Raw genomic sequence first — 17,146 nt, 5'->3', positions numbered from 1 at the left:
CCGGCCTTGCGGCCGGTGGCCCCTTTCGCAGTTAGAGGCCGAGGTCGTCGGCGATCCGCGCCGCCACGTCGTAAGTCACCCCGGTGGGCGCGCCGGGGTACTCCGTCGTCTGCGACGTGAACTCCCGCCCGACCGCGCACCAGTCGATGTTCGGCGGCTTCCCGGCCTCCACGGTGCCGGCGAGCTCGGCGAAGTAGCGCTGCCAGCGGGGCTGGTAGTAGCCGCTGACCAGGCCCTGCCAGTCGCGGTTGGCGTAGTCGCGCAGCACCCCGCAGGCCGGCTCGGACCAGATGGTGATGATGCCGCGCGCGTCGCGTTCGAGCAGGGCCTTCTCGGCGTCGTCACCGCCCCACGACCGCGCGGAGTTGAGCCACGTGCCGAGCAGCCAGTCCTTCTGCGTGCCGAGCAGCTCGTCGGTGCGCGTCATGTACGCCAGGAACTCGTCGGTCGTGGTGTCCAGGGTGGCGATGTCCTTGGCGCCGTAGGCCTCGGCGATCTCCACGAGCTTGGCGCGGCCGCGGTCGGCGAGCACCTGCCGTGCCACGTCGACGAGGTCGTACTCGTAGGTCTCCAGCTGCCGCACGGACTCGGGTGCCCTCAGGAGCTGCCGCAGCGCGGGTTCGAACTCCTCGGCCGGGTAGCGGGGCTGCTTCGGGCCCCAGTTCGACGCCGACGTCATCTTCAGCGACGGCAGCGCGACGAACGGGCTCTCGTGCGGGCCCTCGCCGCTCTCGTGGTTGGTGGCGCGGAACGAGTACGCGGTCTTGAGCAGCGTCTTCCACGCCTCGCGCAGGTTCGGGTCGTCGACGCCGTAGCGGCGCTTCGCGTAGTCGGTGACCCACGAGTCGAGGTCGACCGGCTCCTCGCGCCACACCATCTCGCCGAACAGGTCCTGCACCACCGGGTTGAGGTACGTGCCCTCCATGACCATCGCGGTGCCGACGAGGTCGCCGCGCGCGCCCTTGCCCATCTTGCGGACCTCCGGCAGCGTCCGGCCCGGCTCGTACAGGTTGCCGAACGTGCCGAGCCTGCCGCCGAAGTTCTGGATCGTCCCCCACGCCCAGGGCGCGCCCCAGAACTTGTCCTTGCGCTTCCACGACGGGCCGTCGTCGGCGTCGAGGTCGAGCACGAGCACCCGCTTGCGGTCGATCGCCTCGATCAGCTCGCGCATCGGGTTGTCCTGCCACGCCTGCAGCACCCAGATCGCGTCGGGGTGCGCCTTGTTCAGCGCGGTCTGCACGGCGCGGCCCGCGTCGCCGAGGTCGACGCCGCCCAGCTCACCGCCCTCGTGCAGCAGGTCGTTCGAGTAGTGGGTGGTCTCGCCGAACCGGGCGGTCTGCACCTCGTAGAACTTGGCCGCGACGCGGTCGTACAGCTCGTCGGTGGGGTCGAGCCAGAGCGGCCTCGGGTGGCCGGAGTAGCCGCCCTGCGGGACCAGGTGCGCGTCCGGGTTGCTGTCGGCGAACGCCTTGTCCGGGACGTGGCCGATGAACGCGGGGAACACCGGCGCGATGCCGAGGCTGCGCATGCGGTCCGCGATCTTCCTGCCCAGCTCCGCGCGCTTCTCGATCAGCTCCTTGCTGACCGGTCCCGCGTGCACGCCGCCGGAGGGGTCGAAGCCTGTCGTCGAGCCGTACCACTGCCACGGCTGGAACGACGGCTGCGCGATCCACGCCCGCACCTCGGACTCGGACAGCCCGAACGACTGGAACGTGTCGTACCAGACGGCTTCCTGCCCGACGAGCACGAGCGCGCGGTTCACGCCGCTCGCCGCGAGGTAGTCGATCTCGCGTTCCCACTCGGTCCACGTCCAGTACGGCATCGTGTAGCCGAAGACCGTGAAGTTGTAGGCGTACCGGTCGGTGAGCGTCGTGCGCCTGCTGATGGGCTTGTCGGGTGCGGGCAACGTCTCCGGCAACGCGATCCGGTCGCCGTTGGTCGACAGGTGCCCACCCGCCACGTACTTGAGCCACCACGAGAACCCGGAGATCAGCGCGACGTCGCTGGAGCCGGACAGCACCACGCGCCCGTCCTCGCCGCCGATGCCGAACGAGTCGGCGAGGCCCTGCTTCTCGGGGACGCGCTGGAGTTCGAACTGCGCGGCACGACGTTCGTCACCGCCGAGCAGGCGGGTGATCGCGGCGCGAGCCGAGGGGGAGTCGGTCGCCGTGTGGTCGTCTGCCTTGCGGGACGAGATGAGCACGTCCGCCACGACGAGACCCGCCAGCAGCACGACGATCACGACCACAACGATGGTTCTGCGCTGCACGCCCTACTCCGTCCCCGCACCGTCTTGATCGTCTTGCTCCTGGTCCACGTTACTTGATCAGCGGTTTTCCAGGTGGACGGACGAAAAACACCGCGGGCCGGTCAGGTGACCGGCCCGCGGTGTTCGCAGAAGAGGATCAGTCCGAGACAGCCACCCGCGAACGCCGCCGGTCGACGACGGCCAGGAACAGGGCGTGCAGCAGACCCAGAGCCAGTGCGCCGATCAACAACTTCCACCCGAACCCGAGCCCGGGCGGCGAGAACTTGAGATCCACAGTGGACTCACCGGACGAGGCCGGCAGGTCGAGCTGGATCAAGCCCGCGGGACCCTGCTCCACCTTGACGTCCTTGCCGTCCACAGTGGCCGTCCACCCCGGCCACGCGAGCGCGGCGAACAGGACCTTGCCGGACCCGCGGTAGGAGACCCGCTCGCCCTCGAACCCGGTGGAGGCCGCGGAGGACACCTGCACGCCGGGCGACGCGTACGACAGGCGGGACCCGGCGAACGGCAGCGGCGCGTCGCGCTTGAGCACCGTCACCACGGAGTTGCGCTCCTGCAGCGACCACCCGGCGGGGACGCGCTCGGGCCCGTTCTCCTCGACGTACCCGTTCGCGACCACGACGGTCTGCAGCCGGACGGCGTCGGCCAGCGGCGTGGAGAACGACCCGGCGTTCTTCCACAGGGCGTTGTACGCGGCGGGACAGGTGCCGCCGAAGTAGTTCATGCAGAACGTCTCGGAGAACGCGGAGTACCCGAGCCCGGTGTAGGAGTTGAGCGCGTCGACACCCGCGATCTCCCACTGCGAGCCGAACAGCGCGTGCCGCCACGAGGTCTCGGGCGAGACGCCGCCGGCGTTCTTCTCGAGCGCCCCGAGGTCCGCCACGAGCAGGGTGTTGCCCTGGTAGCGGTCGTCGAAGTTCTTCTTCATCTCCGCAACGTTGTGCGGGAAGTTCCACGGGTTGACGTTGAGGTTGCCCCGGTAGTGCGAGACCTGCAGCCCCAGTGTGGCGGCCGTGCCCAGGATCAGTGCCAGCGCGACGAACTTGGGCCGGGACCGGGCCGCGTACAGGACGGCGCCGAGCAGCACGAGCACCACGACCGTCGCCAGCCCGTGCCAGCGCCACGCCATGGGCGTCGACGCCACGGACAGGTAGAAGCCGAGACCGACGAGGACCAGGGTCAGGGTCAGCCGGGCACGCCACTTCGACGTCTGGAAGCCCTTGGTCAGCAGCAGCGCGACGACCACCGACAGCGGCAGGTAGACGTACTCGAGCAGGCGCGCGGGCCAGCGGAACAGCCACAGGTTCGACGGGCCGATGAGCAGCAGCAGGTAGATGCCCGCGAACACGTACAGGCCGAGGTAGTCGCGCCAGCGGTCGCGCAGCACCGACCAGGCGAGCCACGGCACCAGCGGCACCACGAACCACGCCAGGTAGGTGATCGGGAAGCTGATCCAGCTGCCGGTCCAGGTGTTGAACTGCGCCTGGAACGTCGGTGCGCTCATGCCGAGCAGGTCGGCGAGGTTCGGCACCAGGAAGCCGTCGTTGCGGATCGAGTTGTCGGTGCGCCAGGTGACGGCGGCGCTGCCGAGCAGCGGGAAGAACACGACCAGCGACGAGGCGCCGACGAGACCGCCGGTGACGACCAGGTGGCCGAGCTTGCGCCAGTTCTTGCGGACGGCGAGCTCGAGCGCGACGCCGAGCAGGATGAAGACGACGCCGAGCGCGCCGTAGGGGTTGCCGACGGTCATGGCGAGGTAACCGAAGACGAGCAGCCAGATCGGGTTCGACTTGCCGGTGGCGAAGCGGCGGGCGGCCCACCAGACCCACGGCAGCCAGGCGAACGCCATCAGGCCGGCGACCCACGCGGAGGCGTCGAAGAAGAGGGTGTAGCCGGAGAACGGCAGGGCGGTCGCGACGACGGCGGCGGCGCCCCGGTTGGCGCCGTACTCCCTGGCCAGCAGGTACACACCGACGGCGAGCAGCACGAGGAACTCGGTCTTGACGAACGTCGCGGCGACGGCCACGTCCGGCAGCAGCGAGACGACCACGTAGTTGCCCAGCGACACCGGGTTCCACAGGCCGAGCATGGCCTCGCTGGCGTAGTTGCCGCCCATCCAGCTCTCGGGGACCAGCGTGGGCCAGTCGCCCTGGCGCAGCAGCTCACCGATGCGGAACCAGTGCGGGAGGAACGCCGCGGCCGAGTCGTCCCAGTAGTAGAAGATCCGGTTGCGAATCAGCGGCAGCTGGGCGACGACCGCGACGAATGCGACAATCCCCGCGATCGTGAAAATGCCTGACCAGCGACTCCGCAGCTCCGCCTGCACGCCGTCTCCCGGATCCGCCGACCCAGATCGATCAGCGGCTCTGGGTTCCGTGAGAGTCACAATCAAGATCCTTTCAGCTGCCACACCGCTTCGGGCATGCCCGGGCCGATGAGCATTCCGGGGTCACGTTAAAGTTGCTCGCCGTTACGGTCGTGTCAGACCGCCCGGACACAGTCTGCCAGGGAGAAAACGTGGGAACACCAGAGCCCACCGATCAGCTCGCGCTCAGCTACGTCATTCCCGCGTACAACAGCTCGGACGCGATCGAGGCCACGCTCAAGGAGCTGGGTGACCGTCTCCATGGGACCCACTCCGAAATCCTCGTGGTGGAGAACGGGTCAACCGACGACTCGCCCGAACTGCTCGCCAAGCTCCAGCGCGAGTGGCAGTTCGAGGGCGTCGAGCTGCGCGTGCTGACCTCGGAGAAGGGTCTCGGCCACGCGCTGAAGAAGGGCATCGGCTCTTCTCGTGGCTCGTCGGTCGTGCTCAGCGCGGACGACCTGCCGTTCGGGTTCGACGACCTGGACGAGGCGCAGAAGATCGGCCTGAACAAGCACAAGGTCATCATCGGCTCGAAGGCGCACCCGAAGTCGGACATGGACCGCACGCTGCTGCGCGCGGTGCTGAGCACCGGCTTCCTGGTCCTGCGCTGGCTGATCCTCGGCATGAAGACCCGCGACCCGCAGGGCACGTTCGTGCTCGACGGCACGTGGGCTCGCGGTGTCGTCGGCAAGCTCACGGCGCCGGGCTTCCTGCTCACGACGGAGCTGGTCTACCTCGCCGAGCTCGAGGGCAACCACCCCGTCGAGGTGCCGGTGAAGCTGCGCCGCATCCACACCGGCGCGGGCAGCACCATTCGCGTGTTCCACGACGCCTACTCGATGGGCATCGGCCTCTTCAAGATCCGCAAGCTCCACCGCAAGACGCACGGCCGCTGATCCAGCGCCCCACCGCGAATGCGCACGTGCCGGACTCGTCGGCACGTGCGCATTCGCGTCTGCGGGGCCGTCACGCTGGCTATTCTCAGGCGACCGCCGGAGAACAGGAGCGTGCCGAGTGCGTCAGGTGATCGTCATCGGTGGCGGGATCGTAGGGCTCTCGGTCGCCCGTGAGCTCGCTCTGCGCGGCAACGCGGTCACGGTCCTCGAGAAGGAGACCGGCTGGGCAGAGCACCAGACCGGCCACAACAGCGGCGTGCTGCACGCCGGTCTGTACTACAAGCCGGGGTCGTTGAAGGCCCGCATGTCGGTGGCGGGCAACGCGTCCATGGCCCGCTACGCCGAGGAGAACGGCGTTCCCGTCGACATCTGCGGCAAGCTCGTCGTCGCCACCGACGCCGAGGAGGTCCCCCGCCTGCACGCGCTCGCGTCGCGCGCGGAGGCGAACGGCGTCCCGGCCAAGCTGATCACCGCCGCCGAGGCGCGCGAGCACGAGCCCGAGGTGTCGTGCGTCGCCGCGCTGCGCGTCGAGAGCACCGGCATCGTCGACTACCCGGCGGTCTGCGCGTCGCTCGTCCGCGACCTCGACGGCCACGACCTGCGCCTGGCGTCGCCCGCACTGGCCATCCGCACCCGCGGCGAGAAGGTCGAGGTCGCGACACCGCAGGGCGTGGTCCGCGGTGACGCGCTGGTCAACTGCGCAGGCCTGCACAGCGACCGGGTCGCCCGCCTGGCCGGACTCCGGCCGGCCGCGACGATCGTGCCGTTCCGCGGCGAGTACTACGAGCTGCGCCCCGACCGCAGGAACCTGGTGCGCGGCCTCATCTACCCGGTCCCGGACCCCGCGCTGCCGTTCCTCGGCGTGCACCTCACGCGCATGATCGACGGCAGCGTGCACGCGGGCCCCAACGCGGTGCTGGCGCTGCGCCGCGAGGGCTACCGGTGGCGGGACTTCTCCCTCGCCGACGTGGCCGGCGTCGCCCGGTTCCCCGGTACCTGGAAGCTGGCCAGGCGGTTCGCGAGGACCGGTGTCGACGAAGTGCTGAGGTCGTTGTCCCGCAAGCGCTTCGCGGCCAGCCTCGCCCGGCTCGTGCCCGCCGTCGGCGAGGCCGACCTGGTGCGCGCCGAAGCGGGTGTGCGGGCCCAGGCGATGCTGCCGGACGGCTCGCTGGTCGACGACTTCCTGATCGAGTCCGCGCCGCGCCAGATCCACGTCCTGAACGCGCCGTCGCCCGCCGCCACGGGTGCGCTGGAGATCGCGAAGCACGTCGCCGACCTGAGCGAGGACTGAACTCCGGAGAACGCGGAAGAGCGGCCGGCACCGGGGTGCAGGCCGCTCTTCGTCGTGCGTGGACTGTCAGGCTTGGACGGTCACCAGGCGCGTGAACTCCGCGGGCAGGTCGAAGCCGTCCCAGTGGTCGGAGAACGTCAGCGCGTTGCCGAACGGCACGATGCGGTCGATGCCGCGCCCGGCGAGGTCGTGCGCAAGCGCCTCCAGCTCCTCCTGCGAGAAGCCGAACACCGACAGCGTCTGGTCCTTGCGCTGCACCATGGGCACCAGCGCGGACAGCGTCGGCAGCGTGGCGAACGGGAAGGTGCCCGCGCCCAGCCACTCGCGCGGCACGTCCGCCGCCTCCGTCAGCTCCAGCGTCGCCACGGCGTTGCCGTCGAACGAGATGGACTTCGCGTGGCCGTCCGCCGCGACCCCGTAGGCGGAGACGCGCTTCTGCACGGCCATCGCCGGCTCGACGACGTGGTGCTTGGCCTCGAGGACCGCGCTCAGCTCGGCGCGGAACTCGGTGCGCGCCTGCTGGCCCGCGACCTCGTCACCGACCCAGAACAGCGCGCGCGGCGACGAGCAGGCGGCCTGGTCGAACCAGTACGAGTCGTTGTAGAAGCCGACCGCCACTTCACGCTTCTTCTCCGGCGTGGCCTTGGTCCAGCCGTCGACGGAGATCAGCGCGAACGAGGCGCGGTCGGGGAACGTCACGTCGCGCGAGTGCGGCGCGAGCGGCAGCTTGCGCACCTCGTTGACCGCTCGGTCGCCGCCCCAGATCACGCGCAGGTCGCACGCGGCGGACAGCGCCGCGGTGACCTTGTCGTCGCGGTCGTAGGTGACCATGACCTGGGTCTGCGCGACGGCCGGGTGGGCGTCGCGCAGCGCGTCGTTCAGCGCCTCGACGACGGCCTCCGCCGCACCGGCCGAACGCGGCGAGATGCGCACGACGTTGCTGTTGCCGGCGAGAGCGGACAGCGCCCACGAGTACACGAAGATCGTGTCCACGTTGGCGGGCGGGATGTGGAAGACGAGGCCGCGGCCGAAGCGCAGCACACCGGCCGGGGTCTCCAGGTGCTTGAGCACCTTGCCGATCTCACCGCGGCGCAGGAAGAAGCCCAGCGAGGCCAGTTCCGGGTAGCGGCGGGCCATCTGCGGGGCGAGCAGCTTGCGCGCGAACTTCACCAGGAAGTCGACGATCCGCTCGTCGCCGACCTTCAGCCGGCCGCCGGTGGGCTCGCCGGAGATGCTCGCGAGGAGCTCGTCGACCGAGGAGACGTCGGGTCCTGCCGGGAAACGGCGCTTCATGAGGCAACAGCTCCAGAGAAGGTGTCCGAACAGCCGCGGGCCTCGGCGCGCGGGAGCCTGCCGAGCACGGAGAACCGCTTGCCCGGCCAGTCGCCGTCGTCGATCCCGTGCACCACACCGAGGTCCTCGGTCAGCAGCACGTGGCCCGGGTAGCTGCGCGGCAGCGTCGAGACGACCTCGATGACACCGGGCTCGCCGACCGGCTGCTCCTCCCACGTGTCCGGGTTGCGGATGATGACGTCCGCGAAGTCCGGGCAGTACAGGGAGTTGCCGGAGCGGCCCTCCAGGAAGACCGTGCCGATCTGCTCGATCATCCCGTAGTAGTTGTAGATCTGCGTCAGACCCGTGTCCTCGGCGAAGCGCTTGCGGAACTCCGAGTTGTCGACCGCGATGTCGATGAGCTTCTTCCAGCCACCGGAGTGGATGAGGATGCCGTTCGACAGGTCCAACTTGTGCTCACGCGCGACCTCGTAGAGGTACTGCCACACCATGAAGGTGAAGCCGAAGATCAGGAACGGCTCGCCGCCGTGCTTGGCGAGGAACTCCTTGACCGCCTCGACGTCGGGCTGGTCGTTCTCGTCCAGCGCGTAGACGTGACCGCGGCCGAACGTGGCCATGCCCAGCACGCCAGCGCCGCGGGCGGAGAACGAGCGGCGGTTCTTGATGATGCTGATGGTGTCGACCATGAGCATCGGCAGCCGCTTGCCGCCCAGCACTTCCTGCAGCGTCGCGCCGAGCTGCTTGGTCTGCACCCCGGCGGCTTCCTTGTCGAGGTAGATCCGCGAGGCGCCACCGCCGGTCGTGCCGGACGAGGTGAGGACCTTGAAGACCTCGGAGTCCGGGATGGACTTCAGCTCGTGCGTCTTGAACATGCGCACGGGAAGCCACGGCAGGTCGTTCAGCGATCCGAACCCCTCACCGGAGCGGATGCCGAGCGACGACAGGATGCGGTCGTACTGCTCGGAGTTCGCGCGGTGGTGCTCGGTCAGCTCGGTCAGCTCCGCCAGCAGCGCGGTCTCGCGCTCGGCCTGGCTGCGTCCGAAGACGCTCATACCTGTGCCTCCAAGGACCGGTAGTCGATCTTGCCGCTGGGCAGCTGCGGGAAACCCTCCGCCGGACGCACGTCGAAGCCCGTGACGTGCAGGTGCAGCGTCTCGGACAGCAACTTCGCGGCCTGCTTGCAGGTGTCCTTCTCGGCCCTGTCGAGGAAGACGACGACCTTGTCGCCCGCGGGCACGGCGGCGGCCGCGCCGAAGCCCTTCACGATCTGCTCCAGGTCGTCCAGGTTGACCCGGTTGCCGAACACCTTGCCGATCCGCTTGAGCCGGCCGGTGATGTAGAGGAACCCGTCGGAGTCGAGGTACCCGAGGTCACCCGTGACGAGCACGCCGCCGGTCTCGTCGCCGAGAGCGAGCTCGGCTTCGGACTCGGCGTAGCCCATCATCACGTTCGGCCCGCGGTACACCACCTCACCGGCAACACCGGCCTCGGCGATTTCGTTCCCGGCCTCGTCGCGGATCGCGAACGTGCCGCCCGGCAGCGCGGGTCCGGCGGAACCGACCTTCTCGGCGAGCCTGTCCGACGGCACGGTGGCCATCCGGGGCGCGGCCTCGGTCTGGCCGTACATCACGAACATCTGCCCGCCGACGGCGCGCATCTTGTCGTTGAACTCGCTCACCAGGTCGCTGCGGAGCTTGCCGCCGGCCTGCGTCAGCGTGCGCAGCGTCGGGTACTTGGCCGGGTCGAACCGCAGCCGGCGCAGCATCTCGTAGTGGTACGGCACGCCGGCGAGCGACGTCACGCCGTACTGCGTGACCGCGTCCCAGAACGGCCGGGCGACCACGCCGGAGCCCTCCAGCAGCACCGTCGCGCCCTGGCGCAGGTGGCTGTTGAGCACGGACATGCCGTAGCTGTAGTGCAGCGGCAGGGTGGTCGGCGCGACCTCGTCGGAGGTGATCCCGAGCACCTCGGCGATCGCGTCGGCGTTCGCGAGGATCGCCGAGCGGGACAGTCGCACGAACTTCGGGTTGCCGGTCGAACCGCTGGTCGGGAGCATCACGGCCAGGTCGGGGTGCGGGGCGACGCCGTCCGCGTCCTCGCGCACCCAGTCCCGCGTGTAGCCCGGAGCGGGCTCGTCCTCGATGCCCAGGACGGCCGCGGGGCGGAAGCGGGCCACGAGCCCGTCCAGCACCTCGCGGTCCTGCGCCGGGTCGAGCAGCGCGACGGCGCGGCCCGCCTCGAACGCACCCAGGTACCGCAGCACGCTCGTCAGGTCCAGGCCGACCCGGAGGAACAGCACCCCGGACGGCAGATCGGCGAGTTCCTTCGCCGCCTCGGACACGCGACCGGCGAGCTCGGCACCGCCGAGCAGCTCACCGGTCGCGGCGTCACGCAGGCGGGCCTGAGCGTGCAGCAGCGTCACAGCACCAAACCTCCGTCGATCCCGAGCACCTGACCCGTGACGAACGACGCGTCGTCACTGACCAGGAACCGGATCACCTTGGCCACCTCTTCCGCAGTGCCGAGCCGGCCGAGGGCGGTGTCGCCCTTGATCCGCTCCAGCACCTCGTCGGACTGCTCCGAGATCAGGTCGGTCGCGATCACGCCGGGCGCGACCGCGTTGACCCTGATCCCGTGCCTGCCGAGCTCCTTCGCCGCGGACTTCGCCGCCGCGACCAGCGCCGCCTTGGACGCCGCGTAGACCATCTGGCCCGCGTTGCCGCGCTCGCCGACGATCGAGCCGATCAGCACGATCGAGCCGGTGCGCTTGCGCATCATGGCCCGCGCCGCCGCCTGCACGGAGTTGATCGAGCCGGCGACGTTCGTGGTCAGCGTCTTCGACACGTGGTCGTCGGTGAGCATGCCGATGAGGCCGCCCTCCAGCACGCCCGCGCTGGCCACGAGCACGTCGATGCGCCCGTGCTCCTTCGCGACCGCCTTGAAGACGTCCTTGATCGCGGCGGAGTCGGCGACGTCGAGCGCCACGCCGTGGACGTGCTCGCCCAGCTCGGCGGCGCGCTTCTCGGCCGTCTCGCGGTCGCGGCCGGTGATGACCACCGTCGCGCCCGCCTGCGCCAGCAACCCGGCGGTGGCGAAGCCGATGCCGCGCGTGCCGCCGGTGACGACCGCTACCTTGCCGGCGAGATCACTCACCCGCGCCGAGGCCCTTCAGCATGTCGACGGCGACCTTGAAGCTGCTCATGTCGATGACCTGCTCGGTCTCGAACTGGACGTCGAACTCGTCCTCGATGGCGGCGACGAGCGCCATGTGGCCGACCGAGTCCCACTCGTCGATGTCGCGGTACTTGAGGTTCTCGACGTCCACGGAGTCGTCGAGCTGGAGGGCGTCCACGAAGACACCACGAAGACGGTCGTTCAGGGACATCGTTCTCTCGTTCTCTCGGACGGGTCTGGGTCTCAGTGCTCGTTCGAACGCTCGGTCCACGCCTTGAGCAGCGCGGCGAGCTCCTCCGGCAGGCCGGCGGGAACCTCCGCCTCCTTGCCGGTGAGGAAACCGGTGAGAGCGGTGATCGCGGCCTCGTCGCACCCGCGACGGGACAGGCCGATCACGTTGACGCCCGTGGTGCGGGCCGGGTTGCCCAGGGTGATGGTGAACGCACCGACCTCCTTGCGGATGGCCGAGCCGAGCCCGATCATCGCGCCGGGGCCGATCTGCGTGCCCTGGTGCACCACGGTGCCGAGGCCGATGTTGGACCCGCTCCACACGTGGCAGTGGCCGGCGATCTGCACGGCGCTGGTGATGACGACGCTGTTGTCGACGACGCAGTCGTGCGCGATGTGGGCGCGGCCCATGACGTAGTTGTCGTTGCCGAGCCGGGTCGCGTCCTTGGCGCCCTGGTTGATCGTGACGAACTCGCGGATGCGGTTGCGGTCGCCGATCACCACGCCGGGGCCGTCGTTCTCGCCGTCCCAGCCGGCCAGGTGCGGCGCGCTCAGGAACTCGGCGGGCCCGCCGATGCTGACGTGCGGGCCGATGAAGTTGCCGTCGCCGATGCGGGTCGGTCCGGCGATGACCGTGTACGGGCCGATCACGTTGTCGTCGCCGATCTCGACGTCCTCGCCGATGATCGCGGTCTCGTGAATGCGGTTCGCCACTGGTCCCCGTCCTGCCCGTGAGTTGAGGTGTAACCCACGTCACCAGGGCACTTCCACCCGACGGGGCCGGTGGGCCACTCTACTTGACGGGCAGAACGGGGACCGACCGGCTACGAGCTGAGCAGGCCCAGGCTCGTGTCCATGACGATCCGTTCGGTGGTGCCGGCCGCCGGCGTGGCGGTGTCGGAGAACTTCAGCGGTCCCGGCCACGCGTAGGAGACGCAGAAGGTGCCCTCCCCCGCGATGGTGGGGTCGTGGTGGTTCCACCCCGCCTCGTAGCCCGAGTGCAGGTCACCGCCCGAGCGCAGGGTGTCGTTGTCCGCGACGTAGCCCTCGCACTCGTTGGCGTATCCCATGACCCAGAGGTTGCCGTCGAACGCCGCGCGGAGGTTCACGTGGTAGCTCGACAGCGGCTCGTGCGCGAGCGCGAGGATGCTCAGCCCGCCGAACCGCCAGCGCTGGATCGGCATCGGCATGGAGGTGGGCAGCTGGCCCGCGTCCATCAGCTTCAGCATCAGGCCCGCGTGCCGCCAGTTCGGGCTCTGCGGGCCCATCACCCTGCGGCGGAGCTTGTACTTCGCGTGGACGGAGGCGCGCACGACCGGGTCCGAGGTGTCGGCGTGGAACGGCAGGTCGACCTCGGTCAGCGCCGTCTGGACCGGTCCCGTGACGGCGTCGAACCCGCCGTCGCCGAGGACGTCGAGCACCGCCTGGCCGAGGACGACGCCCAGGTGCTCGGTGGTGGCCGGGCCGTGCGGGTCGTCCGCCTCCTGGTCGCCGCACGTGCCCTGGACGAACAGCGCGGGCACGCCGAGCGCGTCCTGCACGAACTCGGACGCGACGGCCGGGAACTCGCCGTCGAACACGTCGTCGTTGCCGCGCGACACGGGGTGGCAGGCCGCCCCGAAGACCACCGCGAACAGGTCGCCGCCGGTCGTGTCCAGGCGCAGCACCGGCACGGTGTCGAGCACGGCGCCGTGGTCCGCCACCCGGTTGTGGCCGATCTTGGCCTCGCCCTCGGCGTAGGCCAGCGTGACCGGGGTCCGCTCCAGCTCCAGCGTGTCGCGGACCAGCTGCACCAGCGCGTCGGTGATCATCGAGGTCGTGCCGTTGACGGCGTCGACGTCGGCCTGGCTGAGGTTCATCAGCACGAACGGGCTGGGCCGGGTGTCCCCGTACAGGGCGCCGGAGTGCGTGTGGCTCGCCAGCAGCATGAAGTCGCCGGTCGCGACCAGTCCCTCATCGACGAGCGTCGACCTGATCGACTGGTGCACGTCCCTGGGCACGCTGATCAGGTCGGCGCGCACCATCACCTTCGGCACTCCGCCGTCCCAGAGGACCAGGCACTGGGCGCGCAACCGCCGCGCCACCGCCCCGTGGTTGCCCCGCGGCCCCCAGCCGTACCCGCCCATCCACAGGCTCGGGTACGGCGGGGCCACCGGTGTGACGTCGACTTCGCCGACCGCTGCTTCGAAAGACATGACTTCCCCCTGCGTGCTGCACCACACCCCCATGTGGTGTCTGAAAGGAGGACGCCGCCGTGCCCGTCGAAATACAGGTTTCGGGAAACTTTTACCTGAGGACTTCCAGGCCGCCCATGAACGGGCGCATCGCCTCGGGGACGACGACCGATCCGTCAGCCTGCTGGTGGTTCTCGAGGATCGCCACGATCCACCGGGTGGTGGCCAGCGTGCCGTTCAGCGTGGCCGCGATCTGCGACTTGCCGTTCTCGTCGCGGTAGCGGACGTTGAGCCGGCGCGCCTGGAACGTGGTGCAGTTCGACGTCGAGGTCAGCTCGCGGTACTTCTGCTGCGTCGGCACCCAGGCCTCGCAGTCGAACTTGCGGTGCGCCGACGTGCCGAGGTCGCCCGTCGCCGTGTCGATGACGCGGTAGGGGACCTCGATCTTGGCGAGCATCTCCTCCTCCCAGCCGAGCAGCCGGGCGTGCTCCGCCTCGGCGTCCTCTGGCTTGACGTAGGAGAACATCTCGACCTTGTTGAACTGGTGCACGCGGATGATGCCGCGGGTGTCCTTGCCGTACGACCCTGCCTCGCGGCGGTAGCACGACGACCAGCCCGCGTACCGGCGCTCACCGTCGAGGATCTCGTCGGCGTGGTAGCCGGCGAGCGGCACCTCCGACGTGCCGACGAGGTACAGGTCGTCGTTCGGCAGGTGGTAGATCTCGCTCGAGTGCGCGCCCAGGAACCCGGTGCCCGCCATGATCTCCGGCCGCACCAGCGTGGGCGTGATCATGAGCTCGAACCCGTTGGCCGTGGCCTGCGCCGCCGCCATGTTGAGCAGCGCGAGCTCGAGCTGCGCGCCGACGCCCTTGAGGAAGTAGAACCTGCTGCCGCCGACCTTGGCGCCGCGCTCCATGTCGATCGCGCCGAGCTTCGTGCCCAGGTCGAGGTGGTCCTGCGGCTCGAAGTCGAACTCGCGGGGCGTGCCGACCGTCTTGACGACCACGAAGTCGTCCTCGCCGCCGACCGGCGCGTCCGGGTGCACCAGGTTCGGGATCTTCGCCAGGAGCTCCTGGACCTCGTCGTTGGTGGCGTGCTGCTCGGCCTCGGCGGCCTTGACCTCGGCGGCCAGGTCCTTCGCCTTGGTGAGCAGGGCCGCGCGGTCGTCGCCCTTGGCCTTGCCGACCTCCTTGCCGAGCACCTTCTGCTCGGCGCGCAGGGTGTCCGCGCGGGAGATGGCGGAACGCCGGCGCTCGTCCGCGGACAGCAGGCTGTCGACGACGGCCTCGTCCTCGCCACGGGCACGCTGCGACGCGCGCACGATCTCCGGGTTCTCGCGCAACACCTTGAGGTCAATCACCTGGAGAAGGGTAGTCCCCACCCGATCCGCGCTTCATCCGGATATCCGGTTCGCGCTGTTCAACGGACTCGCGCGCACCCAGGTGGCGAAGTCGGTGGCGGGGCGTCCGAGCAGTCGCGGCACGTCGCCGGTCACCACGGCGTTGTGCCCGGCGCGGGCCCACGCCATCCCGGTGACCGCCGCGTCCACGGCCGCCGGCGGGGCTCCGCTGCGCAGCATCTGCTCGCGGGCGGCGTCGAGGGGAACGTCGGCGGTGGGAACAGGTGTCCCCAGCACGGACTCCATGATCGCGGCCTGCTCGGGGACGCTGAGCAGCTCCGGGCCGGTCAGGGTGTAGGTCCGTCCGGCGTGGCCCGGCGACGTCAGCACCTCGGCGGCGACCGCGGCCACGTCACCGGGATCGACGACGCCCTGGGCGGCCGTGCCGGTCGTGTTGGGCATCGGACGCGGGAGCCGCAGGACGTTCGAGGCGAAGCTGGAGGGCCGCAGGACCGTCCAGGCCAGGCCGCTCGCCTTCACCGCCCGCTCGGCCTCCTGGTGCCAGGCTCCGACGGTCCGGCCCTCGAACGTCTGGCCGGTGCCGATCGCGGACAGCTTCACCACGGCGGTCACGCCCGCTGACCTCGCCGCTTCCAGCATCGCCAGGTCGTGAGCCGGGGTGGGCGTCACGGGCGCGGTGAGCAGGAAGACCGCCCGCACGCCGGCCACCGCCGCCGCCAGTGAGGCCGGGTCGTCGAAGTCGGCCCGGACCAGCCCTTCCCCTGGCTTGCGGGACAGGGCGCGGACCGCCTCACCCCGCGCGGTCAGCTGCCGGACCAGGTGGCTTCCGACGGTGCCGGTGGCACCGGTGATCAGGATCATGCGGGCGACGGTGTCACCGCGATCCGCCCGGCGGCTTGGAGATTTCGGCACGGTCGCGGGGTGACCGGCGCGGCTACGGTGGTGCCGTGGAGGAGCGCGTCGAGGTGCCCGCGGACCTGCGGGCGTGGATCTCCGGGATCAGCGTCGCGACGGCCGGCGACGAGCGGACCGTGCTCGCCGAACCGGACCACGCCACCACCCTGGTCCTGCGCGTGGTGCCGGATCACGGCAGCGAACTCGTCGTCGAGGGGCCGCGCACCCGCGCCCGCTACCACCGCAGCGATCCGGGACCGTGGTGCGTCCGGGCCAGGATCCACACCGGACGGGTCCGGAGCCTGCTCGGCCGTCCCGCTCACGAGCTCGTCGACCGGGTGGTGCCCCTCGGCGAGTTCCCGGGCGGGCACGAGGACCCGCGGCGCGACGAGCTCCTGCGCGAGGCGACCGCGTTGCTGGCCGGGGGTTCCGTGGCGGCGGTCGCGCGGGAGCTGCACGTCAGCGAGCGCCACCTGCGCACCCTGTTCCTCGACGGCGTCGGTGTGTCGCCCAAGCACTTCGCCCGCATCGACCGGCTGCGCGCCGTGCTCGCGCAGGACCGGCCGTGGGCCGAGGTCGCCGCCGGCACCGGCTTCTACGACCAGGCGCACCTGACCGGCGAGTTCCGCCGGCTCATGGGCGTGTCCCCCGCGGCTTTCCGCCGGGGCGACCTGCCCGCCGCCCTCCCCTGTCACGCGAAAGGACCCGGCGCCTGAGCACCGGGTCCCTTCGCACAGCGGGTACTAGATGATCGCGACAGCCACCACGAGGCCCAGCGCCACGTGCGCGGCGGCCACGACGACGGAGGCAGGGGCGAATCGGTCCGACTCGATCAGCGAGCCGATGTCCAGACGGGTCACCCACTCCAGCAGTCGGACGGCCGCCACCTGCACGACGATGCCGAGAAGGCCGTAGATGAGAGCGGACAGCAGGCCCTCGTCGAGCTTGCCCGCCGAACTGTAGATGGCGACGACGACGATCAGCGCCATCGAGACGAGACCGGAGGCGGTGACGATCACGGCGTTCGGGGCGCCGTTGCGGACCAGGATCGACAGCTTGCCCGGCGTCGTCCAGTCGATCGCGTAGAAGCCGAACACCATGAGGACCAGACCGACGACGGCGTACAGCGCGATCGCGCCGATGCCCCGGCCGATGGCCGAGCCGAAGCCGGGGTCCAACGCGAGCGTCGTGTAGTCCAT

The 17,146-nt window shown here is 70.3% G+C and carries 15 protein-coding genes; 3 read left to right on the top strand and 12 right to left on the bottom strand.

What is annotated here, in order from left to right; translation table 11 throughout:
• Positions 1-31: 31 nt before the first annotated feature.
• Positions 32-2,269 (bottom strand): alpha-N-acetylglucosaminidase, encoded by a 2,238-nt coding sequence (locus IE307_RS27685; protein WP_191302305.1) that lies wholly within the window; start codon positions 2,267-2,269, stop codon positions 32-34.
• A 136-nt stretch (positions 2,270-2,405) separates the two neighbouring features.
• Positions 2,406-4,595 carry a putative glycosyltransferase family protein gene (locus IE307_RS27680; protein ID WP_191302304.1) on the bottom strand — a complete coding sequence of 730 codons (2,190 nt, stop codon included), beginning with the start codon at positions 4,593-4,595 and terminating at the stop codon, positions 2,406-2,408.
• Positions 4,596-4,786: 191 nt separating this feature from the next.
• On the opposite strand from IE307_RS27680, the gene IE307_RS27675 reads away from it, so the two are divergent.
• Together IE307_RS27675 and lhgD are read left to right on the top strand one after the other, a co-directional pair.
• Complete coding sequence (locus IE307_RS27675) at positions 4,787-5,533, top strand: glycosyltransferase (protein ID WP_191302303.1); 747 nt, start codon at positions 4,787-4,789, stop codon at positions 5,531-5,533.
• Positions 5,534-5,651: 118 nt separating this feature from the next.
• Positions 5,652-6,824 carry an L-2-hydroxyglutarate dehydrogenase gene (lhgD, locus tag IE307_RS27670; RefSeq protein WP_191302302.1) on the top strand — a complete coding sequence of 391 codons (1,173 nt, stop codon included), beginning with the start codon at positions 5,652-5,654 and terminating at the stop codon, positions 6,822-6,824.
• 66 nt (positions 6,825-6,890) lie between these two features.
• Here lhgD and IE307_RS27665 read toward each other — a convergent pair whose 3' ends face one another.
• The 9 genes from IE307_RS27665 to IE307_RS27625 all read right to left on the bottom strand — a co-directional run bounded on the left by IE307_RS27665 (position 6,891) and on the right by IE307_RS27625 (position 15,914).
• The gene (locus IE307_RS27665) at positions 6,891-8,117 is read right to left on the bottom strand and encodes an acyl-CoA reductase (protein ID WP_191302301.1); all 1,227 of its coding nucleotides are present in this window, start codon (positions 8,115-8,117) and stop codon (positions 6,891-6,893) included.
• Complete coding sequence (locus IE307_RS27660; protein ID WP_191302300.1) at positions 8,114-9,169, bottom strand: LuxE/PaaK family acyltransferase; 1,056 nt, start codon at positions 9,167-9,169, stop codon at positions 8,114-8,116. Before IE307_RS27660 ends, IE307_RS27665 begins: the two co-directional genes overlap by 4 nt.
• Positions 9,166-10,539, bottom strand: a complete 1,374-nt coding sequence (locus IE307_RS27655) for an AMP-binding protein (RefSeq protein ID WP_191302299.1) — start codon at positions 10,537-10,539, stop codon at positions 9,166-9,168. Before IE307_RS27655 ends, IE307_RS27660 begins: the two co-directional genes overlap by 4 nt.
• Positions 10,536-11,270: an SDR family NAD(P)-dependent oxidoreductase gene (locus IE307_RS27650; protein ID WP_191302298.1), complete on the bottom strand. Its 735-nt coding sequence runs from the start codon at positions 11,268-11,270 to the stop codon at positions 10,536-10,538. The genes IE307_RS27655 and IE307_RS27650 overlap by 4 nt, the downstream gene beginning before the upstream one ends.
• Positions 11,263-11,502 carry an acyl carrier protein gene (locus IE307_RS27645; RefSeq protein ID WP_191302297.1) on the bottom strand — a complete coding sequence of 80 codons (240 nt, stop codon included), beginning with the start codon at positions 11,500-11,502 and terminating at the stop codon, positions 11,263-11,265. Before IE307_RS27645 ends, IE307_RS27650 begins: the two co-directional genes overlap by 8 nt.
• A 32-nt stretch (positions 11,503-11,534) precedes the next feature.
• On the bottom strand, positions 11,535-12,233 hold the full coding sequence (locus IE307_RS27640; protein ID WP_191302296.1) for an acyl-ACP--UDP-N-acetylglucosamine O-acyltransferase family protein: 699 nt from the start codon (positions 12,231-12,233) through the stop codon (positions 11,535-11,537).
• Positions 12,234-12,343: 110 nt separating this feature from the next.
• Positions 12,344-13,714, bottom strand: a complete 1,371-nt coding sequence (locus IE307_RS27635; RefSeq protein ID WP_191302295.1) for a hypothetical protein — start codon at positions 13,712-13,714, stop codon at positions 12,344-12,346.
• A gap of 91 nt (positions 13,715-13,805) precedes the next feature.
• Positions 13,806-15,053 (bottom strand): serine--tRNA ligase, encoded by a 1,248-nt coding sequence (serS, locus tag IE307_RS27630; protein WP_191302294.1) that lies wholly within the window; start codon positions 15,051-15,053, stop codon positions 13,806-13,808.
• A 33-nt stretch (positions 15,054-15,086) separates the two neighbouring features.
• Entirely contained in the window at positions 15,087-15,914 is an 828-nt protein-coding gene (locus tag IE307_RS27625) for an NAD(P)H-binding protein (protein ID WP_191302293.1), read from the bottom strand.
• Positions 15,915-16,000: 86 nt separating this feature from the next.
• Here IE307_RS27625 and IE307_RS27620 point away from each other — a divergent pair, with 86 nt between their 5' ends.
• Positions 16,001-16,663: a helix-turn-helix domain-containing protein gene (locus IE307_RS27620; RefSeq protein WP_229905118.1), complete on the top strand. Its 663-nt coding sequence runs from the start codon at positions 16,001-16,003 to the stop codon at positions 16,661-16,663.
• A gap of 27 nt (positions 16,664-16,690) precedes the next feature.
• Here the strand turns inward: IE307_RS27620 and IE307_RS27615 are convergent, their stop codons facing one another.
• A complete protein-coding gene (locus IE307_RS27615) occupies positions 16,691-17,146 on the bottom strand; it encodes a DUF350 domain-containing protein (protein ID WP_189156527.1) in 456 nt (151 codons plus the stop codon).

It is taken from the genome of Lentzea cavernae, from assembly GCF_014653695.1.
In the GTDB taxonomy this organism is placed as follows: domain Bacteria; phylum Actinomycetota; class Actinomycetes; order Mycobacteriales; family Pseudonocardiaceae; genus Lentzea; species Lentzea cavernae.
This window is presented reverse-complemented; position numbering and strand designations above follow the sequence as displayed.

Excerpts from the sequence above, each read along its gene's own strand:
- IE307_RS27635 (WP_191302295.1), bottom strand. The coding sequence starts at position 13,714 with ATGTCTTTCGAAGCAGCGGTCGGCGAAGTCGACGTCACACCGGTGGCC.
- IE307_RS27645 (WP_191302297.1), bottom strand. The coding sequence starts at position 11,502 with ATGTCCCTGAACGACCGTCTTCGTGGTGTCTTCGTGGACGCCCTCCAG.
- IE307_RS27615 (WP_189156527.1), bottom strand. The coding sequence starts at position 17,146 with ATGGACTACACGACGCTCGCGTTGGACCCCGGCTTCGGCTCGGCCATC.
- IE307_RS27625 (WP_191302293.1), bottom strand. The coding sequence starts at position 15,914 with ATGATCCTGATCACCGGTGCCACCGGCACCGTCGGAAGCCACCTGGTC.
- IE307_RS27660 (WP_191302300.1), bottom strand. The coding sequence starts at position 9,169 with ATGAGCGTCTTCGGACGCAGCCAGGCCGAGCGCGAGACCGCGCTGCTG.
- IE307_RS27665 (WP_191302301.1), bottom strand. The coding sequence starts at position 8,117 with ATGAAGCGCCGTTTCCCGGCAGGACCCGACGTCTCCTCGGTCGACGAG.